Source organism: Microbacterium sp. TS-1 (assembly GCF_000509385.1).
Lineage (GTDB): Bacteria > Actinomycetota > Actinomycetes > Actinomycetales > Microbacteriaceae > Microbacterium > Microbacterium arborescens.
Genome location: NZ_BASQ01000001.1, coordinates 2,056,861 through 2,082,818, shown reverse-complemented (window position 1 = coordinate 2,082,818; position 25,958 = coordinate 2,056,861). Strand labels below are relative to the sequence as shown.

Annotated in this window: 24 protein-coding genes; 9 read left to right on the top strand and 15 right to left on the bottom strand. The window is 68.6% G+C overall.

The annotated features are described in order from the left end of the window. Positions 1-7: 7 nt before the first annotated feature. From MTS1_RS09695 to MTS1_RS09670, 6 genes are all read right to left on the bottom strand, one after another. The gene (locus tag MTS1_RS09695; protein WP_023953462.1) at positions 8-517 is read right to left on the bottom strand and encodes a DUF2231 domain-containing protein; all 510 of its coding nucleotides are present in this window, start codon (positions 515-517) and stop codon (positions 8-10) included. A gap of 85 nt (positions 518-602) precedes the next feature. Next, positions 603-2,765 carry a 4-alpha-glucanotransferase gene (gene malQ, locus MTS1_RS09690; protein WP_023953460.1) on the bottom strand — a complete coding sequence of 721 codons (2,163 nt, stop codon included), beginning with the start codon at positions 2,763-2,765 and terminating at the stop codon, positions 603-605. A 28-nt stretch (positions 2,766-2,793) separates the two neighbouring features. Then, a complete protein-coding gene (locus tag MTS1_RS09685) occupies positions 2,794-3,330 on the bottom strand; it encodes a putative glycolipid-binding domain-containing protein (RefSeq protein ID WP_036304732.1) in 537 nt (178 codons plus the stop codon). Between the two features lie 74 nt (positions 3,331-3,404). Continuing rightward, positions 3,405-4,733 (bottom strand): GAF domain-containing protein, encoded by a 1,329-nt coding sequence (locus MTS1_RS09680; RefSeq protein WP_023953458.1) that lies wholly within the window; start codon positions 4,731-4,733, stop codon positions 3,405-3,407. 78 nt (positions 4,734-4,811) lie between these two features. Next, positions 4,812-6,245 (bottom strand): CCA tRNA nucleotidyltransferase, encoded by a 1,434-nt coding sequence (locus MTS1_RS09675; RefSeq protein WP_023953457.1) that lies wholly within the window; start codon positions 6,243-6,245, stop codon positions 4,812-4,814. 45 nt (positions 6,246-6,290) lie between these two features. Beyond that, positions 6,291-7,808 (bottom strand): methyltransferase, encoded by a 1,518-nt coding sequence (locus MTS1_RS09670; RefSeq protein ID WP_023953456.1) that lies wholly within the window; start codon positions 7,806-7,808, stop codon positions 6,291-6,293. A gap of 128 nt (positions 7,809-7,936) precedes the next feature. On the opposite strand from MTS1_RS09670, the gene MTS1_RS09665 reads away from it, so the two are divergent. The 4 genes from MTS1_RS09665 to trxA all read left to right on the top strand — a co-directional run bounded on the left by MTS1_RS09665 (position 7,937) and on the right by trxA (position 13,178). Further along, positions 7,937-10,072, top strand: coding sequence for a DUF6049 family protein (locus MTS1_RS09665; RefSeq protein WP_023953455.1), 2,136 nt, complete (start codon positions 7,937-7,939; stop codon positions 10,070-10,072). After that, positions 10,069-11,676: a murein biosynthesis integral membrane protein MurJ gene (murJ, locus tag MTS1_RS09660; RefSeq protein WP_023953453.1), complete on the top strand. Its 1,608-nt coding sequence runs from the start codon at positions 10,069-10,071 to the stop codon at positions 11,674-11,676. Before MTS1_RS09665 ends, murJ begins: the two co-directional genes overlap by 4 nt. A 104-nt stretch (positions 11,677-11,780) precedes the next feature. Continuing rightward, complete coding sequence (gene trxB / locus MTS1_RS09655; RefSeq protein WP_023953451.1) at positions 11,781-12,794, top strand: thioredoxin-disulfide reductase; 1,014 nt, start codon at positions 11,781-11,783, stop codon at positions 12,792-12,794. Between the two features lie 60 nt (positions 12,795-12,854). Continuing rightward, positions 12,855-13,178, top strand: a complete 324-nt coding sequence (gene trxA / locus MTS1_RS09650; RefSeq protein WP_023953450.1) for a thioredoxin — start codon at positions 12,855-12,857, stop codon at positions 13,176-13,178. Positions 13,179-13,256: 78 nt separating this feature from the next. On the opposite strand, the gene MTS1_RS09645 is transcribed toward trxA, so the two are convergent. The 9 genes from MTS1_RS09645 to rpmH form a co-directional block, all read right to left on the bottom strand. Further along, positions 13,257-13,595: a hypothetical protein gene (locus tag MTS1_RS09645; protein WP_023953449.1), complete on the bottom strand. Its 339-nt coding sequence runs from the start codon at positions 13,593-13,595 to the stop codon at positions 13,257-13,259. Positions 13,596-13,629: 34 nt separating this feature from the next. After that, positions 13,630-14,613, bottom strand: coding sequence for a ParB/RepB/Spo0J family partition protein (locus MTS1_RS09640; protein ID WP_036304731.1), 984 nt, complete (start codon positions 14,611-14,613; stop codon positions 13,630-13,632). After that, positions 14,613-15,542, bottom strand: coding sequence for a ParA family protein (locus MTS1_RS09635; protein ID WP_023953447.1), 930 nt, complete (start codon positions 15,540-15,542; stop codon positions 14,613-14,615). Before MTS1_RS09635 ends, MTS1_RS09640 begins: the two co-directional genes overlap by 1 nt. Positions 15,543-15,690: 148 nt before the next feature. Next, complete coding sequence (rsmG, locus tag MTS1_RS09630) at positions 15,691-16,338, bottom strand: 16S rRNA (guanine(527)-N(7))-methyltransferase RsmG (RefSeq protein WP_023953446.1); 648 nt, start codon at positions 16,336-16,338, stop codon at positions 15,691-15,693. Then, the gene (locus MTS1_RS09625; RefSeq protein ID WP_023953444.1) at positions 16,331-16,837 is read right to left on the bottom strand and encodes a R3H domain-containing nucleic acid-binding protein; all 507 of its coding nucleotides are present in this window, start codon (positions 16,835-16,837) and stop codon (positions 16,331-16,333) included. Before MTS1_RS09625 ends, rsmG begins: the two co-directional genes overlap by 8 nt. A gap of 45 nt (positions 16,838-16,882) precedes the next feature. Continuing rightward, entirely contained in the window at positions 16,883-17,971 is a 1,089-nt protein-coding gene (gene yidC, locus MTS1_RS09620; protein WP_036305434.1) for a membrane protein insertase YidC, read from the bottom strand. Positions 17,972-17,978: 7 nt separating this feature from the next. Next, positions 17,979-18,335, bottom strand: coding sequence for a membrane protein insertion efficiency factor YidD (gene yidD / locus MTS1_RS09615; RefSeq protein ID WP_023953440.1), 357 nt, complete (start codon positions 18,333-18,335; stop codon positions 17,979-17,981). Next, entirely contained in the window at positions 18,332-18,670 is a 339-nt protein-coding gene (rnpA, locus tag MTS1_RS09610; RefSeq protein WP_023953438.1) for a ribonuclease P protein component, read from the bottom strand. Before rnpA ends, yidD begins: the two co-directional genes overlap by 4 nt. Positions 18,671-18,683: 13 nt before the next feature. Continuing rightward, on the bottom strand, positions 18,684-18,821 hold the full coding sequence (gene rpmH, locus MTS1_RS09605; protein WP_036304730.1) for a 50S ribosomal protein L34: 138 nt from the start codon (positions 18,819-18,821) through the stop codon (positions 18,684-18,686). Positions 18,822-19,217: 396 nt separating this feature from the next. On the opposite strand from rpmH, the gene dnaA reads away from it, so the two are divergent. From dnaA to gyrB, 5 genes are all read left to right on the top strand, one after another. After that, positions 19,218-20,543, top strand: coding sequence for a chromosomal replication initiator protein DnaA (dnaA, locus tag MTS1_RS09600; protein WP_233494942.1), 1,326 nt, complete (start codon positions 19,218-19,220; stop codon positions 20,541-20,543). A 393-nt stretch (positions 20,544-20,936) separates the two neighbouring features. Then, a complete protein-coding gene (dnaN, locus tag MTS1_RS09595) occupies positions 20,937-22,076 on the top strand; it encodes a DNA polymerase III subunit beta (protein ID WP_023953432.1) in 1,140 nt (379 codons plus the stop codon). Between the two features lie 58 nt (positions 22,077-22,134). Further along, on the top strand, positions 22,135-23,301 hold the full coding sequence (gene recF, locus MTS1_RS09590) for a DNA replication/repair protein RecF (RefSeq protein WP_023953431.1): 1,167 nt from the start codon (positions 22,135-22,137) through the stop codon (positions 23,299-23,301). Then, positions 23,288-23,776: a DUF721 domain-containing protein gene (locus MTS1_RS09585; RefSeq protein WP_023953430.1), complete on the top strand. Its 489-nt coding sequence runs from the start codon at positions 23,288-23,290 to the stop codon at positions 23,774-23,776. Before recF ends, MTS1_RS09585 begins: the two co-directional genes overlap by 14 nt. A 123-nt stretch (positions 23,777-23,899) precedes the next feature. Further along, positions 23,900-25,957: a DNA topoisomerase (ATP-hydrolyzing) subunit B gene (gene gyrB, locus MTS1_RS09580; RefSeq protein WP_023953429.1), complete on the top strand. Its 2,058-nt coding sequence runs from the start codon at positions 23,900-23,902 to the stop codon at positions 25,955-25,957. The last annotated feature ends 1 nt before the right edge of the window (position 25,958 follow it).

Below are 25,958 nucleotides of genomic sequence, written 5' to 3'. Positions count from 1 at the left end.
TCCTCGGTCAGGGCAGCGGTTCCAGGCCCTCGGCCTGGGTCGTCTCGGTCGCGACGCGGACGCCGAAGGTGTGGGCGAGCTTGCCGCCGAGCCACCCCGACACCGACAGCAGGGCGAGTCCGGCGAAGCTCGCGATCATCGCGAGGGTCGGAACCGTCTCTTCGTCGACGCGCAGGGCGAGGCTGCCGGCGAACACCGCCATCGCGATGAGGTTCAGGATCATGTGGGTCAGCCCCGTGGCCCGCGCGGGGGTGTCTCTGGGGATGCTGCTCCAGTCGATCAGCCCCAGCACAGCGGCCACGACGGCACCCAGAAGACCGATCGCGATGAGGATGCGGGCGCCGAGGGCGAAGACGGCGGCATCCGGACTCGCGACCGCGATGACGTCGAAGACGGATGCCGACACCCAGGCGCCGATCGGCAGGATGATCGCGATCGCATGGAACGGGTGCCCGTAGGGCCCCGCGATGAGCGACCGCGGGTACTTCGCCCGCGTGAGGGGTGCGGTGTCGACCATGGCGTCTCCTCTCGTTCGACGCCCTGACCGTACGGGCGATGCCCGGTGTCGCACGTACCGGGTTGACAAGCCCGGCGCACGACCTCTACGAGACGGAGCGCAGCGCCCGCTCCACGGCGTCGACCAACGAGCGATATCGCGGAAGCGACGCGAGCTCGTCGAGCATCACGGCCCGCCCGGCAGCATCCGCCAATGGCACCTGCCAGTTGGGATACTCGTCGTCGGTTCCCGGCTGATTCTGCACGCGCTTCTCGCCGACGGCGTCGACGAGCGAGACGCCGAGCAGCCGCGAGGGCGATGCGGCGAGGAAGACGTGGAGCGCCTCGACGACCTCCTGCTCGCTCGCGCCATCGGAGATCAGTCCGCGCGAGCGCAGCTCCGCCAGCATCCGGTCGCGGTCGCGCTCGAAATCCGCGAGCTCGTCGTCGACCGACCGCGTGAGCAGACCGAGCCGTGCGCGCAGCGCGACATGTTCGCCGTCGAGATATCCGGCCGTGGGCGGCAGATCATGCGTGTTGACGGTGGCGAGCACGTCGGTGCGGTACCGCTCGGGAGCGAGTGGCCCGCCGTCGTCATCGGTCTCGAACCACAGGACCGACGTTCCGAGGATGCCGCGCTCCGCGAGATAGTCGCGCACCCACGGCTCCACGAGACCGAGGTCCTCGCCGATGACGAGTGCTCCGGCCCGGTGCGCTTCGAGAGCGAGAACGCCGATCATCGCCTCGTGGTCGTATCGGACGTAGGTGCCCTCCCCCGGGCCGAGCCCCTCGGGGATCCACCACAGGCGGAAGAAGCCGAGGATGTGGTCGATGCGCAGGGCGCCCGCATGGCGCAGAAGCGACCGGAGCATGTCGCGCAGGGGCGCGTAGGCGTGCTCGGCGAGGGCTTGCGGCAGCCACGGCGGCTGATTCCAGTTTTGACCCTGCTGGTTGTACATGTCGGGGGGTGCGCCCACGACGACGCCCGGGGCGTAGAGGTCGCGCAGCGACCATGCGTCGGACCCGGCCGTCGAGACGCCCACCGCGAGGTCGTGCATGATCCCGATCCGCATTCCGGATGCTGATGCCGCCGCGGCGGCATCCGAGAGCTGCTCGTCGACGACCCATTGCAGCCACACGTGGAACGCGATGCGGTCCGACAGTCTGTCACGCAGCTCCAGCACCGCGGGATCGTCGATCGCGATGCCCTCCGGCAGCCGGTCGCCGGTCGCCGCCTCGTGCTCGCGGACCGCGCACCACAGCGCGAAGTCGGCGAGGGCGGCGCCCTGGGAGCGAGCGAAAGCATCGTGTCGAGCGCGTCGCGCCGGCGAGAGGGGTACGTCGTGGATGAGCGCGAGCGCCTCGCGCTTGGCGGTCCAGACGAGGTCGCGGTCGATGCGCTCGGGATCTCCGTCGGTCGAGCTGGCGCTCCGGTTCAGCTGCATGAACCGTTCCCGTGCCCGACTCGAGAGGTATGCCGATTCGGGAATGAGCTCGGGGCGGATGTAGAGCGGAGCGAGGAACCGCCGCGACGACGGCAGGTACGGTGACGGCTCGATCGGTGTGGTCACCTCCGCGGCGTGCACCGGGTTGATCAGGAGGTAGTCGGCTCCGGACTCCCCTGCGACAGCGGCGAGGTCGGCCAGGTCGGCGAGGTCCCCCATCCCCCACGACCGATGCGATCGCACCGAGTAGAGCTGAGCCATCAGGCCCCACGAGCGGCGTCCCGACTCGCCCGGGGGCGGTGTCAATCGCGGCGGCGTGACGACGAGCGTGCCGCTCGCGAGGAGCTCATCTGCTCCGCCGTACTGCCGCGCCTGCACCGTGTGCCACCCCAGCGGGACGTCGGTGGGCACGGCGACCCGCACCCGCCAGCGCGTCCGGCCGTCGACGCTGCGGGCGACCGGTTGCTGCTCGGCTATCGGCAGGGGACGGATCGAACCGTCCTCCAGCACGAGCACGACCTCGACGTCGGAGCCGTCGGCGACGTGCAGCTCGATCGACCCGGTGCCCTGACGCACGACCGTCGACGCCGCCACGAGTCGTCGCCATGGTTCCGCAGCGCGCTCGGCGAGGGCGCGCTCGACGGCCTCGTCGTCGTCCGCCACGACGCCCATCGCGGCGAGCACCGCGCGCAGGGTCGTGCCGGGCACGTGGACCTGCTCGCCGGAGAACGACCAGTACTCCGTCGCGATCCCGTAGGCCTCGGCCAGTGAGACGAGCGCCTCGCCGGGGGCGTCGTCGGCAGTGGGCGCGTCGCTCATCGTCATGTCCTCGTCTCCTCGCTCTGTGCGGCTCTCACGAACCCGTCACCCGCTCGAACAGGCCGGGGTAGCTGAGCACGAATCCGTCCGCGTCGACAGTGAGCGTGCGTCGGAACTCGCGGTCGCGAGACTCGAAGCAGTATGCGCGCGGGCCGACGCGGGTGTAGCGCTGCCGCCCGAGCCGCACCTCGAGCGACGGAACCTGCACCCAGGCCACCTCGATGTCGGCGCGGCTCCCGACGGCGAGTCCGAGGCGCCGGATCGGGAGCGCATTGGTGGCGGGGGTCGCGGTGATGTCGACGTCGGTCGCGCCGGCGAGGTCGGGTCGCTCCTCACCGTCGACCGTCCAAGCGCCGTCGACATGCTCGATCTGCGTCGTGCGGTCGCCCGATGCGATCGTCGCGTGGCGGAGGGTGCCGTCGGGCGCGAGACTGACGGCATACCGACACGGCTCGTCACCGCCGTCGACCTCCCCGACGATGCGGATGCCGTCATCGGAATATTCCGTGGCGCATCGCTCGATCGTCTCGACGGACCCGATGCCGGTCCATGAGATCCGTGTCGTCCTCACGCGTGCCTCCTCCCGATGTTTCACGTGCAACATCGCGTCGCCATCCTGTCAGCGGCTCGGCGGCGACGGAACGGTCACTCGTCGGGGTTGCCGAGCGCGGTCAGCCGTGCGACGATGCCCGCCCGCTTCGGCGACCGCGCCGGCAGCAGTCGCAGGCATAGCTGCAGAATCTCCGCGTCATCGGTGGCCTCGTCCGTCTCGAGGTATGCCAGGAGGACGTCCACCGATGCTTCGGCCATCAGCGCTTCGCGGAGCGACGCCCGGAGGCGGTTGCGCACCTCCTCGGTTCCGGGAGCGCACGAGTCGGGCAGGACGGGGCCCGGATACGCCGCGAGCGCGACGCGGTGCGCACCACGGTCGAGCAGCGACGCCACCTGCTGCGCATCGGTCTCGAGGTCAGCGGGCAGACGGTAGGGCCGCGACAGCGGTACGAGATGCGGCGCAGCTCGTTCGAGCACCCGCCGCAGCCGCACCATCTCAGGGCGGAGGGTGTCGGTGGCGTCGGGACCGTAGACGAGCTCGGCGAGCCGCTCCGCGGACAGGCCCTGCCGGTGCGTCGCGAGCATGAGCAGGATGTCGGCGTGCCGGGACGACACCTCGACGGCCCGCTCACCGCCGACGCCGGCGATCTCGAGGAGCGCACGGTCCCTGCCGAGAACGCGGAGAGTCGACGCCGTCGGCACCGAACCCACGCGACTCCGGGATCGCGTGAAGCCGCGCGGACGCTCTGCACGAGAGCGCAGCCGGGCGACGAGAACCTCGCTCTCGATCGCACGTGCCGTCGCGTCGACGAGCAGCCGTGCCTGCGGACTCGCGGCCTCTGCACGGCCGGTCACGTCGATGACCCCGAGCAGTCGGCGGGTCTCCGGGTCGTGCACGGGAGCGGCCGTGCAGGACCAGGGATGCACGAGACGGTTGAAGTGCTCGGCGCCCCGGATCTGCACCGATCGGTCGAGCTGCAGGGCCGTCCCCGGTGCCGAGGTGCCCACGGCGGACTCCGACCAGTTGGCCCCCGCGACGAAGCCCATGTCGCCCGTCAGGGTTCGGACGCTCGTATCGCCCTCGACCCAGAGCAGTCGGCCGGCGGCATCCCCGACGGCGACGACGACCCCGGAGTCCGGGCTCGGGACGAGCAGCGCACGGACCATGTCCATGACACCGGCGAGCGGGTGGGCGCTGCGGTAGGCGGCGAGGGCGCGCTGGTCGAACTCGACCGGGGGCAGCGCCTCGGCACCGACGAGGTTCGCCATCGACCGGCGCCACGAATCGCGGACGAGCGACCGCACGTCCTGCAGACGGCGCTCGGCATCGGTTCCGGCCAACAGCTCGTCGTGCGCGCGCTCGATCAGCAGACGGGACGACTCGGGTGCGACATCCCACTGCGCGGACCACGACGAGGACACGGGCGACTCCGATCGGCGGTGAAGGAGCGCCCTCAGCCTAAGCCGGACGGGCTCGTCGCGGTAGGGCTCGTCGACTCGTCACGCGTCGGAGCGCACGGTCCACCACTCCCGCAGGCGACGCTCCGCGGCATCCTCACCGATCATGCCCTCGTCGAGCCGGATGTCGAGCAGGAACCGGTACGCCTCGCCCACCTCGCGGCCGGGGCCGATGCCGAGGATCGCCTGGATGCGGTTGCCGTCGAGTTCCGGGCGCATGGCGCCGAGCTCTTCCGCGGCCGCCAGCTCGTCGATGCGTCGCTCGATGTCGTCGTACGCCGACTTCAGGCGAGCGGCCTTGCGCTTGTTCCGCGTCGTGACGTCGGCGCGCGTGAGGATGTGCAGTCGCTCGAGTTCGTCACCCGCGTCGCGGACGTAGCGCCTGACGGCCGAATCCGTCCAGGCGCCTTCCGAGTAACCGAAGAACCGCAGGTGCAGTTCGACGAGGCGACTCACCGACGAGATCGTGTCGGAGTCGAAGCGCAGGGCCTGCAGGCGCTTGCGCGCCATCCGGGACCCCTTGATGTCGTGGTGGTGGAAGCTCACTCCCCCGCCGGGCTCGAGCTTGCGCGTCGCGGGCTTGCCGATGTCGTGGAGGAGCGCCGCGAGGCGCAGCACCACGTCGGGCTCTGCGCCGGGGTTACGCTCGTGCTCGAGCTCGATCGCCTGGCGCAGCACCGTCAGCGAGTGCTCGTAGACGTCCTTGTGGTGATGGTGCTCGTCGATCTCGAGGCGCAGCGCCGGCACCTCGGGCAGCACGAGCTGCATGAGGCCGGTGTCGACGAGCAGCCGGATGCCGCGTGCGGGGTCGTCGGTGCGCAGCAGCTTCACCAGCTCGCCCTGCACCCGCTCGGGGCTCACGATCGAGAGCGTCTCACGCAGCTCGGTCATCGCCTGCTCTGTGGCGGGATCGAGCGAGAAGCCGAGCTGAGAAGCGAAGCGGGCGGCACGCAGCATCCGCAGCGGGTCGTCGCCGAAGCTCACGGCGGGATCGCTCGGCGTCCGCAGCGTCGTCGCGACGAGATCCTCGACCCCGCCCGTCGGGTCGACGAGCGAGGGTCCCGGAACACGCAGCGCCATGGCGTTGACGGTGAAATCCCGGCGCGCGAGATCCTGATCGAGCGTGTCACCGAACTCGACGGTCGGCTTTCGGGTCACGCCGTCGTAGCTGTCCGCTCGGTAGGTCGTGATCTCGATCTGCTCGCCGCGCACCTTCGCACCGATCGTGCCGAAGGCGCGGCCGATGTCCCACGTCGCGGTCGCCAGGGGCTCGACGATGCGCAGGATGTCGTCGGGTCGGGCGTTCGTCGTGAAGTCGAGGTCGTTGGTCGCGCGCCCCAGCAACGCATCTCGTACGGGACCGCCGACGATCGCCAGCTCGAAGCCCGCACGCTCGAAAGCGCCGGCGAGTGTCGAGACGACCGGAGATGCTGCCAGGGCGCCCAGGCGCGCGACACCCTCGGCCATGTTCAGCATGCGTCCGAGCCTACCGGGCTCGTCCGCCCCTCCCCCAGCGCGGGATCAGCCGGCGAAGTGCAGGAAGCCCGTGAACAGCAGCTCGCGCACGCGCGGCAGCAGGTCGGCGCGGAGCGCTGCCGCATCCACCTCGAGCAGGTCGGCGATCGCGGCGACGAGCACGCCGACGGGCAGGTCGCCGTCACTGGCCCCGACGAGCGCGGCGAGGGCCGGATCGACATCGAGCACGCGCCCGAATCCCGCGCCCTGACGCAGCTCGATGACCTGGGGGTCCTCCACGCCCGGAGTGTGATGGCGCGCCTCGGTCACATCGGGGGCGACCCGCAGCACCGCGGCATCCAGGTCGGCGTCGGTCATGCTCGAGAGCCGCTGCCAGGCGTCGAGCGACTCGCCGATGTGGGGGCCGAGGGCGCCGGGAATGCTTCCGACGATGCGTTCGTAGCGGGCGAGCGTCGGGATGACGGCCGGGCGGTGCAGCGTGATGTAGCCGAATCCGACCGCGGTGACCCCGCGAGCGGCGAAGTCGTCGAGCCACGCCTGCACGAGCGGCGCGTAGGCGGGCGAGCCGGGCGCGGTGCCGCCGTCGCGGACCCACAGCTCGGCGTAGGCGAGCGGATCGAGCTGCTCGCGCTCCACGACCCACGCATCGAGGGCGACGGACGACTCCGATACCCACGAGCGCACCCGGTCCAGCCCGTCCTCGCCGGCGCGGTACTCCCAGTTGCCGAGCAGCTGGGCGACGCCTCCCGGAGCCAGCACCGAGCCGACCTCGCGCACGAAGGCGGCGACGAGGTCGTCGCCCGACATGCCACCGTCGCGGTATTCGTATGCCGGTACGCCCTGGACCCGGGGAGTGATCACGAACGGCGGGTTGGACACGACCCGCTCGAACTGCTCGCCGGCGACCGGCTCGAACAGGCTGCCGAACCGTGTCTCGATTCCATCGACGTCGTTGAAAAAGGCATTCAGGCGCGTGAAAGCGAGGGCGCGTTCCGAGACGTCCGTCGCCACGACGCGGTCCCCCGCGCGCCGCGCACGGAGAGCCTGGATGCCGCATCCCGTGCCGATGTCGAGAACGCGTCCCACCTGCGACGTCAACTGCAGCCCCGCGAGCGTCAGCGACGCGCCGCCGACCCCCAGGACATGCCCTGTGGGCAGTGGTCCGCCCACCGCGGCCTCGTCGAGGTCGCTCGCGATCCACCAGTGGCCCTCGCCTGCGGCATCCGAGATGTCCTGCGGTCGCACGAGGGCGTCGGGCACGACGAGGTCGCCGTCGAGGTGGGCCAGCCCCAGCTCCGTGAGGCCCGCAGCGCCGAGCGAGGGAAGCGCGGCGTCCACCGAGGCGCGGGGAGCCGGCCCTCCCAGGAACAGCAGGCCCGCCAGCACGGCCAGCGCGTCGGTGCGTCCGGCCAGCACGCGCCGCGCGGGTTCGATGAGGCCGTGACCCACCGCGGTGTCGACCATCCCGCCCCAGAGCGCACGCACGGCGTCGGCGCGGTAGCCCGCGGCATCCAGATCGGTACGGAGCGCCGCGCAGCGGCCGGCGTCGGGATGCAGGGTCACTCCCCCATTCAACCGTGCGGGCCACCGAATAGCCGCATGGCCCGGCCCGCCTCGGATGACGCACAGCGGGCCCGCCCTAGACTCTGTGCGACCCTGCGGTCGGGTATCGCAGCGGGTCGAGAACCGCCATGACCGACATTTCCCCTGCCACCGCCCGCGCCCGTCGCGGCCGTCGCGGTGCCCGCGTGCTGAGCTGGCTCGCGGCCGCAGCGATCGTCGTGGCACCGCTGGCGTCTCCCGCGTCCGCTCTCGCCGAGACGTCGCCGAGCTCCAGCTCGACGCCGGACGTCAGCCCGACGCCGGGGACCCCGGGGATCGCCTCGCTCATCGCCGCGCCGGCCAACGGCGGAACCGTCGCGACCGGCACCGACGCGCTCATCTCGGTGGATCAGCGGAACGGGTCGCCGCGCCCCCTTCCCGCCGGCACCGTCTCGGTCTCGCTGTCACGGTCAGCCCTGGCGTCGCAGCAGGCGGTCGTCGACTGGCTCCGCCCCGGCGACGACGCGGAAGAGGCGCTTCCGGTCTTCGAGGAGGTCGCGCGCGCCGATGTCGCCGAGCTCGCGGCAGGTGACGAACGCGCCACGGACGTGTCGATCTCCGCGACGGAGAAGGACCTCGTCGGCCTCGCCCCCGGGGTCTACCCGGTCGCCGTGTCCGGTCCGGGTGGTTCATCGCGGACGGTCATCACGGTGCCCCGTACCGACGCCCCGCCGCGCTCGACCACCGTCATCGTCCCGATCACCGCGGGAGCCCGCACCTCGGGACTGCTCACGGCGACGGAGCTCACGGAGCTCACGGCCGAGAACGGAGCCCTCAGCGCGACGCTCAACGCTGTCACGGGCACCCCGGCGGTGCTCGCGGTCGACCCCGCGATCGTCGCCTCGATCCGCGTCCTGGGCTCGAGCGCACCGGCCACCGCCACGGGCTGGCTCGCGAGCCTCATGGCTCTGCCCAATGAGCGCTTCGCCCTGCAGTTCGGCGACGCCGACCTCGCGACGCAGGTGCACGCCGGTCTGATGGCGCCGCTCGAGCCCACGACCCTCGCCCCGTACGCCGATCCGGCGAACTTCAGCGCCGCCGGTTCCACCACTGCCGAGGGCGTACCCGATCTGCGGCAGCTGCTGGCCGTGGGCACGGCGGCGAACACCGTCCGCGACATCTTCTGGCCCGCCGGCGGCACCGCGGGACCCGACGTCGTCGCGGCCATCGACGCGCAGGCCGGGGCGGACGCCGATGCGCTCACCCTCGTCCCGTCCGACACCGTCTCCGGCGGTGACGGCGGCGTCCGCGCCGCCACGGGCGACGCGGATCTCCTCGTGTACGACGACCTGGTCTCCGCCGAGCTCGCACGCGTTGCGGCCGCCTCCGACGACGCGCCGGTCCGCAGCGCGGAACTCGCCGCCGCCACGGCGCAGGTCGCCCTGAGCGGCGAGGGCCCCCTCGTCGCAACGATCGATCGTCCCGCGACGACCTCGCGCGCCGGTGTGAGGACGGCCATCACCGCGATCACGGGCGCTGCGGGCGCCGCGCCGACGTCGCTGCAGGATCTGCGTGCCGCCGCGCCCGGGCAGGTCGCCGTCGCCGACATCCCCGCCGATGCCGACCGCGTCGCGGCCCTGCAGCGTTTCCTCGCCGACGAAGAGCGCCTGGCGACCTTCGCGACCGCCCTGGTCGAACCCACCCAGCTGACGGCACGCGAACGCACCGCCATCCTGCAGCTGATCGGCGACGCGTGGCTGACCGAGCCGACCGCGTGGGCAGCTGCCGTCGCGCAGCACGAGGAGAACACCGAGAGCACGCTGGATGCCGTCGGCATCGCGAACCCCGGCACCATCAACTTCCTCGCCACGAGCGCCCCGATTCCCGTCACGGTCCGCAACGACCTGCCCTGGCCGGTCTCCCTCGTGCTGTTCGCCGAGACCGGGGACCCCCGCCTGATCGTGCAGAAGGCGACGGTCGTCGAAGCGGGCGCGCAGCAGAACACGCGTGTCGACGTGCCGGTCGAGGCACGCGTCGGAAGCGGCGAGACGACACTCAGCCTGCAGTTGCGGAGCACCTCGGCAGTGCCGATCGGCGCACCCGAGGCCATCGGCCTCACGGTGCGCGCGGAGTGGGAGTCGGTCGGGATCACAGCGATCATCGTGATCGTCGTCGTCCTCATCGCGGGCGGCGTGATCCGAACGGTGCTGAAGTTGCGACGTCGACGCGATGAGGCCGCTGTTCAGCAGCAAGACACCCCCGAACAGCAGGAGAGCATCGAGTGAGCGGAATCGGCCGGGCAGGAGCGGTCGTCGCCGCGGGAACACTCGTCTCCCGGGTCACGGGCCTCGTGCGCAACATCGTGCTCGCCGCAGCGCTGCCGGTGATTGCCACCAGCGCCACCGGCGGGGCAGCCAATGCGTTCGCGATCGCCAATCAGCTGCCGAACAACATCTATGCGATCATCTCGTCCGGCCTTCTGGCCGGCGTCATCGTCCCGCAGATCATCCAGGCGGCGAAGCATCGCGACGGCGGCAGCGCCTTCGTCTCCAAGCTCCTGACACTCGGAACCACCGCCTTGTTCATCACGACGGTCATCGCCGTCGTCGCGGCGCCGCTGCTGGTCGTGGCGTTCGGCTCCCGGCTGAGTCCCGAGGCCTCGGCGCTGACGCTGGCATTCGCCTACTGGTGCCTGCCGCAGCTGCTCTTCTACGGCATCTACGCCCTTCTCGGCGAAATCCTCAACGCGCGCGGAGTGTTCGGCCCCTTCGCCTGGTCGCCGATCGTCAACAACATCGTGTCGATCATCGGCTTCCTCGTCTTCATCTGGCTCTTCGGCGTCCAAGAGGACGTGGTCGGCTGGACTCCGACGATGGTGGCCGTCATCGCCGGCACCGCGACGGCGGGCATCGTCGCACAGGCGGGCGTGCTCCTGCTGTTCTGGCGCCGCGCTGGCCTGCACATCCGTCCCGACTTCCGGTGGCGAGGTATCGGGCTGCGGCACATCGGCCGCCTCGCAGGCTGGACATTCTTGATGGTCCTGGTCGGCCAGCTCGCCGGCCTCGTCCAGTCGACTCTCGTGAGCGCGGCATCCAACGCCGGTGCCTCGGTGGCGGCGATGTCCTACGCGTGGCTGGTGTTCATGCTGCCGTTCTCGGTGATCGTACTGTCGATCGGAACGCCCTACTTCACCCGTCTGAGCGCGCATGTCGCCACGGGGCGACCCGATGCGCTCCGCTCCGATCTGGACGCCGCCACCCGAACCATCGGGATCTTCATGGTCGGTGCGCTGGCCGCGATTGTGGCAGCGATTCTGCCCATCTCGCGCGTCTTCACGACCGGTCCGCAGACGGCGGCGACGTTCGCCTGGGTCCTCGCCGCGTATCTTGTCGCTCTGCTGCCGCTGTCGTTCCAGTTCGTGCTGCAGCGCACCTTCTACGCCCACCAGGACACGCGGACACCATTCGTGTTCACGTTGGTGCAGGCGATCCTCGTCGCCGCGACCGCCGTCGCGGCCTACCTCCTGCTGCCCGTCGAGTATCTCGCCGTCGGCATCGCGCTGGGGCAGTCGCTCGCCAACATCGTGCAGCTGGTGCTCGCGGTCATCCTCCTGCGCCGGAAGATCGGCCCGCTCGGCCTGGGCGGTGCGGTACGCGGCGTTCTGCGCTTCGTCGCGGCCGGCATCCCCGCCTGCGCCGTCGGCTGGGCCGTCTCGCTGCTCCTGGCACGTGTGTGGGGGTGGACGATCGAGACGGTCGCCGCAGCGCTCGTCGGCGGCGCCGTCATCGGCCTGGCGACCCTCGCCGTCTACGTCATCCTCCTCGCGCTCCTCCGCGCGCCGGAGCTCGGCACCGCCGTTCGCACGGTGCGCCGCATCCTCGGCCGCTGACACCTATCCCTCACGGCCGCCGGGGAATGCCCCGCGGCTACCATGGGTTGGACGTGTCGGGGTATCCGCGACGCGGATTCCAGACCCCAGAAAGGGATGTCGACGTGCGACAGGTCATCATCATCGGATCCGGCCCGGCCGGCTACACGGCTGCGATCTACGCGGCACGCGCGAACCTGAAGCCGCTGCTGATCGCGAGCTCGGTCGAAGCGGGCGGCGAGCTGATGAACACCACCGAGGTCGAGAACTTCCCCGGCTTCCCCGAGGGCATCATGGGGCCCGACCTCATGTCCAAGATGCAGGAGCAGGCCGAGAAGTTCGGAACCGAGGTCCTCTACGACGACGTCGTCGAGCTCGACATCGACGGCCCCGTCAAGAAGGTCACCCTCGGCAGCGGCGCCACCCACGAAGCTGACAGCCTGGTCTTCGCGACCGGTTCGGCCCCGCGCAAGATCGGCATCGAGGGCGAGAGCCGCCTCTCCGGACGCGGGGTGTCGTACTGCGCCACCTGCGACGGCTTCTTCTTCCGCGAGCGCACGATCGCCGTCGTCGGCGGTGGCGACTCGGCCATGGAGGAGGCGACCTTCCTGACGAAGTTCGCCTCGAAGGTGTATGTCATCCACCGCCGGGACGAGCTGCGCGCCTCGAAGATCATGCAGAACCGCGCGATGAACAACGACAAGATCGAGTTCATCTGGAACAGCGAGGTCGCCGACATCCTGGGTGAGGATGCCGTCACGGGCGTCGTCCTCCGCGACACGGTCGACGGCTCGACCCGCGAGCTCGCGCTCGACGGCATCTTCGTCGCCATCGGGTACGACCCGCGCACGCACCTCGTGCACGGTTCGCTCGACCTGACCGAGCACGGCACCGTGTGGGTCGACGGTCGTTCGTCGCGCACGTCGGTCCCCGGTGTCTTCGCGGCCGGCGACGTCATCGACCCGACCTACCGTCAGGCGGTCACCGCTGCCGGAAGCGGCACGGTCGCAGCCCTCGACGTCGAGCACTACCTCGCCGCCCTGGGTGAGGCATCCGAGCCCGCAGCCGACAGCTCGCCGCTGCGCGGCCGCCCCGACGAAGGACTCGAGTCGCTCGTCGCCGAGACCGAGACGGCCTGACGGAACAATTCCCACGCCCTCGTCGTTGACGTAGGCGACACCCTTTCGAAGGAGATCACCATGACCGCCAAGGCCACGACCGAGAGCACCTGGCAGCAGGACGTCCTCGACGCCGATGGACCCGTCCTCGTCGACTTCTGGGCCGCGTGGTGCGGTCCCTGCCGCATGGTCGGACCCATCCTCGACGAGATCGCTACCGAGCACCCCGAGAAGATCACCGTGCTCAAGCTGAACGTCGACGAGAACCCCAACCTCGCCATGCAGTACCAGATCACCTCCATCCCCGCGATGAAGGTCTTCAACAAGGGCGAGGTCGAGAAGACGATCATCGGTGCCAAGCCGAAGTTCGCTCTCGAGCAGGACCTCGCTTCGTACATCGGCTGACATCCAGACGAAACAAGCCCCGGTCAGATCATCGATCTGACCGGGGCTTTTTCTATCAGCGCAAGTTCGCTGTGCGGCTCAGGATGCGTCGGCTGTCGTCGCAGCATCCCACCGGCGGTGCGGTTCGCTGCCGAGCAGACGCCACACGGCACGGGTCAGCTCCGGGTGATCCATCGCGATCTGTCGCAGCACGCGGTAGTTGCGAGCCGCGCTGGGACGCCCACCGCCGTAGGCGGCGATGTTCTCGGCCCGCAGCATGAGGACGACGAGCTCGTCGACCGACGGCAGCTCCTCCATGAACTCCCACGGGTCTTCACCCGCACGAAGACGCTCCTCCACGAGCACCGACAACTCGTCGGCGGCCTCAGCGCGCAGCAGCTCGACGCTCGCTCGCTTGGGGTTCTGCTCGTCGTTCACCGAACAAGCCTACGTCGCGCCACCGACACCGGCGTCAGCGTGCGCCGTACGCGTCCTCGCCCAGCTCCGCGAGGATCCGGTTCAGGTCCTGGATCGTCGCGAAGTCGACGACGATCTGGCCCTTCCGCGCACCGAGCGAGATCTTCACCTTGGTGTCGAGACGATCGCCGAGGCGTCCCGCCACTTCGTCGAGGTGCGCCCGAACTCCCCCCGCCTTGGGGGTGGGGCGTCGGGTGCCGGCTGCCTCGATGGTCTTGGCGGCGGCCTCGGCGGCCCGAACCGAGAGGTCTTCGTTGACGATCTTGTCCGCCAGGCGCTGCATCGCATCGGCGCCGTCGACAGAGAGGATCGCGCGGGCGTGACCCGCACTGAGAACACCCGCCGCGACACGTTGCTGAACCGGCACCGGCAGCCGCAGCAGGCGAATGGTGTTGCTGATCTGCGGGCGCGACCGTCCGATCCGGGTCGCGAGCTCCTCCTGCGTGATCCCGAAGTCCTCGAGCAGCTGCTGGTACGCAGATGCCTCTTCCAACGGGTTCAGCTGGGAGCGGTGCAGGTTCTCGAGCAGCGCGTCGCGGAGGAGATTCTCGTCCGACGTGTCGCGCAACACGGCCGGGATCGCCGTCAGACCGGCCTCGCGAGCGGCGCGGGTGCGGCGCTCACCCATGATCAGTTCGTACTTGCCGTCCTCGTTCGTGCGGACGACGACCGGCTGGAGCACGCCGAACTCTCGCACACTGTGGACCAGTTCGGCGAGGTCGTCACTGTCGAAGTGGGTGCGCGGCTGCCGCGGGTTGGGCACGATCTCGTTCGGATCGACCTGGATGAGGGCGGTTCCGGGGATCGAGACGAGCTCGGGAGCATCGTCTTTCGCCGCGTCAGGGGATGCCGGGGGCTCGACGGTGGTCGTCGCACCCTTGGCACCGGGGAAGAAGACGTCGACGGGGCGCGCCTCCGTCGCCTCCGACGTGGGGATGAGTGCGCCGATTCCTCGGCCCAATCCGGTGCGCTTGGCCATCAGGCTTCTCCCTTGTTTCCTCGTGCTGCGGCAGTCGCTCGCTGAGCGATCTCGACGGCTGCCTCGCGATACGCCACCGCGCCGGCCGACTGCCCATCGTAAGCGATCACGGTCTGCCCGAAGCTCGGTGCTTCCGAGACGCGCACCGATCGCGGGATCACCGTACGAAGCACCTCCTTCGGGAAGTGCGAGCGCACCTCCTCCGCCACCTGCTGCGCCAGACGCGTGCGCCCGTCGTACATCGTCAGGAGGATCGTCGAGAGGTGAAGCCGGCTGTTCAGATGCTTCTGAATCATCGAGACACTGCCGAGGAGCTGGCTCAGGCCTTCCAGCGCGTAGTACTCGCACTGGATCGGGATCAGCAGTTCGTGCGCGGCGGTGAAAGCGTTGATGGTCAGAAGCCCGAGAGAAGGTGGGCAGTCGATGATGACGAAGTCGATGCGCTCCTCGGTCGACGCGAGATAGTCCTCGACGGCCGTGCGGAGGCGATGCTCCCGCGCAACCTGCGAGACCAGTTCGATCTCGGCGCCGGCCAGATGGATCGTGCTCGGCGCGCAGAGGAGATTGGGTGACTCCGGACTCACCTGGACGATGTCCGACAGGGGGAACTGATCGATCAACACGTCATACACGCTGGGGATATCGGCACTGTGCGGGACCCCGAGTGCCGTCGAAGCATTCCCCTGGGGATCGAGATCGATAACGAGGACGCGAGCGCCGAGCGAAGCGAGAGAAGCCGAGAGATTGACTGCCGTCGTCGTCTTGCCCACGCCACCCTTCTGATTCGACACGGTGATCACACGCGTATCGCCGGAAAAATCGATCGATACGGCATCCAACGCGCGTCGGCGCGACGACAGATCGGCCAATTCGCGCGCCAGCGGAGAATCGAACGTCAGCGACGCGCGGCCCGATTCCGGTTCTGCCATTCGTTCAACTCCTCAGTTCCTGATCTCACTCTACGGATGCCCTGCGACGTTTCACGTGAAACGGGGGCTGCGACGTTTCAGGTGAAACGCGGGCGGTGATGTTTCACGTGAAACGTGGGACGGTCTGGCCGACGTTTCACGTGAAACATCACCTCACGGTCGCGCGAATGACGCGCGTGGGTTCCGTGAGTACCGACTCCCCCACGGTCTCGACCCGAACGTCCTGGAGCCGGAACCGACGAATCGCCTTCTCGGCGGCAGCGATCTCCGCCTCGGCATTGGCACCCTTCAACAGGATGAGCTCGCCACCGTCACGCACAAGCGGAGCGGTGATCGGAACGAGCGTGCGCAGCGCACTGACCGCGCGCGCGGTCACAGCGTCCAGGGTGCCGGCGCCGCTCCATTCCTCGGCTCGCGTGCGAACGATCTCGACGTTCTTCAGTCCGAGGGCGGAAACCTGCTCCGTAAGCCACGCGACGCGACGCTCCATGGTCTCGATGAGAACCCATTCGACGTCCGGTCTTGCGATGGCCAGGACGAGGCCCGGAAGACCGGCGCCCGAGCCGACATCTCCGACGCGTCCGCTGAAGAGGGGCGCTGCGGCCGCGCAGTTCAGAACGTGCCGCGTCCAGAGTCGCGGGAGCTCGAGTGGACCGATGAGCCCGCGCTCCTCACCGTGCTCCGCAAGAGATGCGGTGTAGCGTCGCGCGAGGTCGGCGTGCGACCCGAAGAGCACCTCGACCGCAGCGGTGGGCTCTTGCTCGATCACGGGTGTTTCACGTGAAACATCAGCCATGACGGATGACGGTGTGGCGATCCGCGCCCTCGCCGTACGACTCGGAGACGACCCCACGCTCGGAGGCGATGTCGTGCACCAGCTTGCGCTCGTAGCTCGACATCGCGGGCAGCGACGCCTGCGATGCGCCATCGTTGAGACGCTCGACCGCACGGTCGACCAGACGCTCGAGTTCGCGCCGGCGGGCGTCGCGCGACCCTCCGATATCGAGGATGAGGCGCGAGAAGCGTCCTGTCTTCGTTTGAACGGCGATCCGAGTCAGCTCCTGCACCGCTTGCACGACATCCGGATCCGACAGCACGCGGAGCGAGTTCGGGTCGTCGGCTTCCACCGACACGTAGGCACGGCCGGCTCGCACATCGAGATCGAGGTCACCATCGATGTCGGCGATGTCGAGCAGACCCTCGAGGTAGTCAGCAGCGATGTCGCCTTCGCGCTCGAGCTCTTCGACCGTGGCGTCGGGGCGTTCGGTCGTCGGGGACTCGGTGGGGTTCGTCATGATTCCTCGCGTGGTTGGATCTGTGCGATGCGGATGCCGGCAGGGTCAGCCCTGCGAGCCGTCCTTGTTCGACTGCTTCTTCGCGCGCTGCTTGCTCAGCGGCTGCTGACGCTTCGGCTGAGCCGCGCGGGCACGCTCGGCCTCTTCGAGGAGCCGCTGCTGCTCGGCTTCGTACTTCTCCATCGACACGACGCGGCCCTTGGAATCGAGGGCCTTGCCCTTGCGCGCGAGCCGCTCCTCGCGGGCCTTCGCCGCCTCCGAACCGGGGGTCGGAAGGTTGCGGATGACGATGAACTGCTGGGCCATGGTCCAGATGTTCGAGGTGAACCAGTACATGACGACGCCGAGCGGGAAGAAGACGCCCGAGAAGATGAACGCCAGCGGAAGGACGTAGAGCATGATCTTCTGCATCTGGTACGCCTGACCGGTCTTGGCCTCGGGCGACAGGTTCTTCGAGATGATCTGCAGCTGGGTGATGAACTGCGACGCGATCATCAGCACGACCAGGATCACGAGGATCGTCACGGTGGCCGTCTGCCCGAGGTTGATCGCCTCGATCATGTTCGTGTGAAGCGGCGCCACATCGAACAGCTGCGCATCGTAGAACTGCTTCGTCAGGTCGACGTTGAGCAGACCCACGCCGCCCACGCCCCACTCCGCGTGCTTCTTGACGTCGCTGAGCGTGTAGAACATGCCCAGGAGGATGGGCATCTGCACGAGGAGCGGCAGACAGCTCGACACCGGCGTCGTTCCGTGCTTCTTGTACAGCGCCATCGTCTCGCGGCTCATGGCCTCTCGAGACAGCTGGTCGCGCTTGCCGCGGTACTTCTCCTGGATCTTGCGCATCTCGGGCGCGAGCTCCATCATCTTCCGCTGGCTCTTGATCTGCCGCACGAACAGCGGGATCAGCGCCGAGCGCACGACGATGACCAGGCCGATGATCGACATGACCCAGGTGGCGCCTGCCGCGGCCGGCATCCCGAGAGCCGTCAGGACCCAGTGCCAGAACACCAGGATCGCCTCGACCAGGAACTTGAACGGCCACATGATCGTGCTGAAGAAGTCAGCACCGCCGGGAGGAGGAGTCGTCGGGGTCGGCACGACGGGAGTCGGCGTGGCGAGGAAGAGATCCAGCACGGGATCAGTCCTTTCTCGGCGGCACGACGAAGCCGTGCCTGGTCAGGGTGTGGCGGAAGTCCCGGTGGGTGGGAACGTCGTCGACGCCCCCCGCTGCCCACGGGTGGCATCGGGCGAGCCGAGCGGCGGCGAGGGCGGAGCCCTTCGCGAGACCGTGCTGCTGCACGGCTCCCACCGCATACGCGGAACAGCTCGGGTAGTACTTGCAGACGTCGCCGTACAGCGGCGATACGACGGACCGGTATGCGTGGAGCAGCGCGATCCCCGCGTTGCGAGGAGCGAGGGGGATGGCGCGGAGAACGGATGCCGCGGTCAGGTGTCCATCGCCGACGGAGGCCGTCGGGAGCGTCGACCAGCTCATACCGCCGCACGTCGTCGCAGACACCGCTCCACCTCGTCTCTCAGATCCGCGAAATCCGAGCGCGCCGCAGAGGGGAGCGCTCGGATGACGATGTCGGCGCCCTCGCGGACGTCGGGAAGGGCCTGCGCGCAAACGGCCTTCAGCCGTCGGCGCACTGTATTGCGCACGACGGCTGATCCGACTTGCTTGCTGACGATGAAACCGAAGCGGGGAGCTCGGCTCGCACCGGTGGACACCACGTAGGTCACGGTGTGCGCACCGGCACAGCGAGCACCCCCGCGGACGACGGCCTTGTAATCCGCCCCGCGCGTGATCCGGTTTCCGCGCGCCAGCACAGAAGAGGCTGTGTCAGGCCGACAGCTCGGTGCGGCCCTTGCCGCGGCGAGCCGACAGGATGGCGCGACCGGCGCGGGTGCGCATGCGGGCGCGGAAGCCGTGCTTCTTGGCGCGGCGGCGGTTGTTGGGCTGGAACGTGCGCTTGCTCATAGGGATCACTCCGGATCGGCGGTCACCGGAACGCTTCAGACCGGGGACACGGGGGTACAGGACTGCCCTCGCGGGCATAAGTCAACCGACTAAGGGTACGTCGCGTTCTCCTGTAACTCAAACCGGAGCGATGGGAACCCGCAATTATCCACCGCTGTGCACAGGCCCTGGCGGCGACACGCGGGCCGGAACTACAGTGGATTTGGCGCTCCCGACACCGCATGACTAGCGTGTCACGGGCAGTTATCCACAGCTATCCCCAGTTTGGCGCGTAGCTGTGTGGACAAGCATCGATCATCCGCGGGGGAACTCTTGGCTCAGCACGATCTCCCGGACGTCCCGGTGTGGAACGCGGTCCTCGACCTGCTCGCCGACGATGACCGGGTGACCCCCCAGATGCAGGGGTTCCTGAGTCTCGCCGTCGCACAGGGTGTCATGGGAGGAACGCTCTACCTCGACGTTCCGAACGACCTCACCGCCGCTCAGCTCAACAAGCGACTGCGTCAGCCCATCATGGAGGCCCTCGCGCACGTGCACGTCGAGCCGGGCGCCTCGAGCTACCGCGTCGTCGTGAATCCCGAGCTCGCCGACGCCCACCTGACGGCCCCGATCCCGGTCCAGTCCGCGGCCGCGCCCGCGCCGCTGCGGCCGGCCGGCGAAGAGTACGTCGAGGCCCCCGTCTCGACCTCCCGCCACGACACCCGGCTCAACCCGAAGTACACGTTCGACAACTTCGTCATCGGCCAGTCCAACCGCTTCGCCCACGCGGCCGCCGTCGCCGTCGCCGAGGCTCCGGCCAAGGCGTACAACCCGCTGTTCATCTACGGCGACTCGGGGCTCGGCAAGACGCACCTGCTCCACGCGATCGGCGACTACGCGCTCAACCTGTACACCGGCATCCGCGTGCGGTACGTCTCGAGCGAAGAGTTCACCAACGACTTCATCAACTCGATCGCCAACAACCGCGGATCGGCCTTCCAGGCGCGCTACCGCGAGGTCGACATCCTGCTCATTGACGACATCCAGTTCCTGCAGGGTCGCGCCGAGACCCAGGAAGCGTTCTTCCACACCTTCAACACGCTCCACGACCACGACAAGCAGGTCGTGATCACGAGCGACGTGCCCCCTCGCCACCTGACCGGCTTCGAAGACCGCATGCGCAGCCGCTTCGAGTGGGGCCTGATCACCGATGTCCAGGCGCCCGACCTCGAGACCCGTATCGCGATCCTGCGGAAGAAGGCGCAGTCCGAGCGTCTCCTCGTCCCCGACGACGTCCTGGAATACATCGCCACGAAGGTCTCGTCGAACATCCGCGAGCTCGAGGGCGCCCTCATCCGGGTGTCGGCGTTCGCGAGCCTCAACCGCTCGAACCTCGACATCTCCCTCGCGCAGACCGTGCTGCGCGACATCGTGGATCAGGATGACGCGAACGTCATCTCCCCCACCGACATCATCAACGCGACCGCGCAGTACTTCCGCCTTTCCGTCGACGACCTCTACGGCTCGAGCCGATCGCAGGCCGTGGCGACCGCCCGGCAGATCGCGATGTACCTCTGCCGCGAGCGCACGAGCCTGTCGCTGCCGAAGATCGGTCAGCTCTTCGGCAACCGCGACCACACGACCGTGATGTACGCCTACAAGAAGATCAGCGAGCTCATGAAGGAGCGCCGCTCGATATACAACCAGGTCTCCGAGATCACCTCGCAGCTCGGCCGTCGCTGAGCTCAGCTTGACAGGGGTCGCACGACGGCCCATCATGCGGTTCTGCACAGTGTGGAAAACCTGTGGATAACTTCGATTCGTCGTCGAAGAGTTGTGAACGAATCACACATCTCCTGTGGATCGCCGCTCGAGCCGCATCCGTCGGCGCTCGACGTCATCCCACGCTCATCCGCAGCCGGCTCACAAGTTACAAACGTGTGGTTCCCCTCTCTCGACTGGGATCGAGCGAGTTGTCCACAGTTTCCACAGCGGAGATGAAGAAGACAGTTACATCTAGAGATTTTGCGATTCGATCACCTCGACGGCGGTGAGGCCGGTCGCAACGGTGCTTCAGGAACCGCTCGGGATGGGCACTAGCATGGGAGAGCTTTCGTCCACGACAAGGGAGCGCCAGTGAAGTTCCAGGTCAATCGCGACGTCTTCAGCGAGGCTGTGTCGTTCGTCGTGAAGCTCCTCCCCCAGCGCAACCCGCAGCCGATCCTCGCGGGTGTGCTCATCGAAGCCACCGACACCGGTCTCTCGCTGTCGGCTTTCGACTACGAGGCGTCCGCACGCACGACCATCGAGGCCACGGTCGACGAACCCGGCACGATCCTCGTGCACGGCCGTCTGCTGTCGGAGATCGCCAGCCGTCTGCCGAACGCGCCGATCCAGATCGCCGTCGACGACGACGGGATCCTGCTCACATGCGGCTCGGCGCGCTTCACGCTCGCGTCGATGCCGGTGCAGGAATATCCCGCGATCCCCGAGGTCTCGGGCGAATCCGGTGTCGTGCCCGCCGAGGACTTCGCCACGGCGATCTCGCAGGTCGCCTTCGCGGCATCGCGCGACGACGTGACTCCCGTTCTGACCGGTGTCCAGCTCGAGGTGACCGGAACGCAGCTCAGCCTCGTCGCCACCGACCGCTACCGCGTCGCGCTCCGCGACATCCCGTTCGACAGCGGGATCGTCGCCGACGAGAACACGACCACGGCTCTCGTCCCGGCGCGCACCCTGACCGAGGTGGGCAAGACGTTCGCCCACTCGGGTGACATCACCGTCTCGTTCTCGGGATCGGGAGACCGCGAGATCATCGCCTTCACGGCCGGCAACAAGACGGTCACGTCGCTGCTGATCAAGGGCAACTTCCCGCCGGTTCGGCGCCTGTTCCCTGAGGCGACCGATCACCACGCGGTCGTCAACACGGGTGAGCTCATCGAGGCCGTGCGCCGCGTGGCCCTGGTGCTCGATCGCTCCGCTCCGCTGCGTTTCACGTTCGGTGCCGACGGGGTATCGATGGATGCATCCGGTACCGAGCAGGCGCGCGCGACCGAATCGGTCGACGCGACGCTGACCGGCGAGGAGGTCGTGATCGGCCTCAACCCGCAGTACCTGCTCGAGGCGCTCGCGGCGGTCAAGAGCGAGTTCACGCGTGTCACGTTCACGTCGAGCGAGAACGCGAACAAGCTCAGCCCGATCCTCATCACGCCCCAGACGTCGGGCGGCGTCGAGTCGTTCAAGTACCTCCTGCAGCCCAACCTGCTCCTGCGCTGATCGTCCGGGGCAGGGCCCACCGCGGTGGGCTGTCGGAGACGCGAACTAGGGTGATCTGATGATCGTGGAGCAGTTGAGCCTGGTGGACTTCCGCAACTACGCGGCCGCCGAGCTCTCTCTCGCTCCCGGGGCGAACGTGTTCGTCGGCCGTAACGGTCAGGGCAAGACCAACCTCGCCGAGGCGATCGGGTATTTCGCGACGCTCGGTTCGCACCGGGTCTCGCAGGACGCGCCGATGGTGCGCGACGGCGCGGATGCCGCCTTCGTCCGGGCCCGGCTCGCCCACGGACAGCGTCGGGTGCAGCTCGAAGCGCAGCTCAATCGCGCCGGGTCGAACAAGGCCCGCGTCAACGGATCACCAGTGCGCACCGCTGAGCTCCCCCGATACGCGCAGGTCGTGCTCTTCGCGCCCGAAGACCTGCAGATCGTCCGAGGCGATCCCTCGGCTCGTCGTCGCTTCGCCGATCAGCTCCTCATCCAGCGCGCACCGCGTCTGGCGGGTGTGCTCGCCGACTACGACCGGGTCCTGAAACAGCGCAACGCACTGCTGAAGTCGGCCCGCGCGCGCGGCATCCGGGGCGACGGCCTCTCGACGCTCGAGGTGTGGGACGACAAGCTCGTCACCCTCGGCACCGACGTCATCCGCGCCCGCCTGCGGCTGGCGGCCGAACTCACCGGCCCCGTCGCTCGCGCCTACGCCGCCATCGCCGGTGCCGATCACCGCCCCCAGCTGCAGTGGGCACTGTCGGTGGGCGGCGCCGACCCGGAAGAGGACGACTCCCCCGCCGAATCCGGTGTCGCCGACGCCGCGGCGATCGAGCAGCTCTTCCGTGCCGCCCTCGCCGATCGTCGCAGCACCGAGCTCGAGCGCGGCATCACGCTCGTCGGCCCGCATCGCGACGATCTGATCCTGCGCATCCGCGATCTGCCGGTGAAGGGCTACGCGTCACACGGCGAATCGTGGTCCGTCGCGCTGTCGCTGCGGCTCGCATCGGCCGAGCTGCTGCGCGCCGAGTCCACGCTGGGTGATCCGATCGTCATCCTCGACGACGTCTTCGCCGAGCTCGACGCCGATCGTCGCTCGCGGCTGGCGGGCATCGTGGCCGACTACGAGCAGGTCATCGTCACGGCGGCGGTCGCCGAAGACGTTCCCCTCGGTCTGCGGGCCCGCACCGTCCGGGTCGAGGCGGGCACGCTGCATGAGGATTCCGATGCTGCCGTCTGACGAGGCTCCCGAGACCATCTCCACCTATCTCCGCCTCCGCGGGCTCGAACCGTCGGGGCGGTGGAAGAAACGCAGGCGGCAGCGGACCGACGACGACGAGAACCAGCCCTTCACCTCCGGGCGCGATCCGAAGGGGCTCGGTGACGTGATCGCCGACCTCACTCGTCAGGCCGGATGGGACGCGCAGCTCTCGCGCGAAGACCTCGTGCTGCGGTGGGCGGAGGTCGCCGGCGAGGAGACCGCGCGGCACGCCTCGCCGGTTGCGCTCTCCGACGGCGTTCTGACCGTGCAGTGCGACTCGACGGCGTGGGCGAAGAACCTTCACCTCATGCGGACCGTCATCACGACGCAGCTCGTGAAAGCGTTCCCACAGTCGGGCGTGCAGTCGGTGCGTTTCGTAGGCCCGGACGTCCCCTCCTGGAAATGGGGCCCCAGAGCCGTTCCAGGCCGTGGCCCTCGCGATACCTACGGTTGAGCCACGTCCCCAGTCGTCGAATCCGACTTTCGTTCGCCATACGGGCGCTGAGCGCCGCGTGAGAGCGCCTGAAAGGGTAGACTGGACGGGACTGACCGAACCGATGTGGAGCGCTCGAAACCTATGACGTCTCAGAATCCCGACAGCGTTCCCGAAGACCCCGAAACCCCCGACGCGGCCGAGGCGACCTCGGCCAAGGTCCCGAACGAGTACGGCGCTGACGCGATCCAGGTGCTCGAGGGCCTCGAGGCGGTCCGGAAGCGTCCGGGAATGTACATCGGATCCACCGGTGAGCGTGGCCTGCACCACCTCGTCTACGAGATCGTCGACAACGCCGTCGATGAGGCGCTGGCCGGCTACTGCGACACGATCCACGTGACGATCCTCGAAGACGGTGGTCTTCGCGTCGTCGACAACGGCCGCGGCATCCCGGTCGATCCGCACGCCTCCGACCCGACGAAGTCGACCGTCGAGGTCGTGCTGACCGTGCTGCACGCCGGTGGAAAGTTCGGCGGCGGCGGGTACGCCGTCTCCGGTGGGCTCCACGGCGTCGGATCGTCGGTCGTCAACGCGCTTTCGACGCGCTTCGAGGTCGAGATCAAGCGTCAGGGCTCGGTGTGGCGTCAGACCTTCGCCGACGGCGGCAAGCCGCAGGCTCCCCTCGCCAAGGGCGAGGACAGCGAAGAGACCGGAACGACGGTCACCTTCTGGCCCGACGGTGACATCTTCGAGACGATCGCCTTCGACTACGACACGCTTCGCACGCGCTTCCAGCAGACGGCGTTCCTGAACAAGGGGCTGCGCATCACGCTGACCGACGAGCGCCCCGAGGCGGCCGTCGTCGTCGACCTCGAGGAAGGCGGATCCGAGTCGCAGCAGCGTCACGACGACTTCCACTACGAGCGGGGCCTCGTCGACTACGTCGAGTACCTCAACAAGCTGCGCAAGAGCGAGGTCGTCAACGACGAGATCATCGAGATCGAGTCCGAGGACACGGTGCGTCACATCTCGCTCGAGCTCGCGATGCAGTGGACCACGAGCTACACCGAGAACGTGTTCACCTTTGCGAACACGATCAACACCCACGAGGGCGGCACGCACGAAGAGGGTTTCCGGGCCGCGCTGACCACGCGCGTCAACGCCTACGCCCGCGAGAAGGGCCTGCTCAAGGAGAAGGACGACAACCTCACGGGTGACGACATCCGCGAGGGTCTGACCGCCGTCATCTCCGTCAAGCTCTCCGAGCCGCAGTTCGAGGGCCAGACCAAGACGAAGCTCGGCAACACCGAGGCGAAGGCATTCGTCCAGAAGATCGTCGGCGACCAGCTCACCGACTGGCTCGACCGGAACCCCGCTCAGGCCAAGCGCGTCATCATGAAGGCCGTGGATGCCGCGACCGCGCGCCTCGCGGCTCGCAAGGCGCGTGAGACCGCCCGCCGCAAGAGCGTCTTCGAGTCGGCGTCGATGCCCGACAAGCTCAAGGACTGCACGAGCAAGGACCCGTCGATCTCCGAGATCTTCCTCGTCGAGGGCGACTCGGCCGGCGGTTCGGCCGTGCGCGGCCGCGATCCCGAGACCCAGGCGATCCTGTCGCTCCGCGGCAAGGTGCTCAACGTCGAGAAGGCGCGGCTCGACCGCGCCCTCGGCAACAACGAGATCCAGGCGATCATCTCGGCGTTCGGCACCGGCATCGGCGAGGACTTCGCCGTCGAGAAGGCGCGCTATCACAAGATCGTGCTGATGGCCGATGCCGACGTCGACGGGCAGCACATCACGACGCTGCTCCTGACGCTCCTGTTCCGTTACATGCGCGGGCTCATCGAAGCGGGCTACGTCTACCTCGCGATGCCGCCGCTGTACCGGCTCAAGTGGACCAACGCCGATCACGAGTACGTGTTCAGCGACAAGGAGCGCGACGCGCTCCTGGCCGACGGGCTCGCCAACGGCAAGCGCATCCCGAAGGAGTCGGGCATCCAGCGCTACAAGGGTCTCGGCGAGATGAACCCGAAGGAGCTGTGGGAGACCACGATGGACCACAGCACGCGCACCCTGCGCCAGGTGACGATCGACGACGCGGCTGCCGCCGACGAGATCTTCTCGGTGCTCATGGGCGAGGACGTCGAGTCCCGCCGCACCTTCATCCAGCGCAACGCCAAGGACGTCCGCTTCCTCGACATCTGAT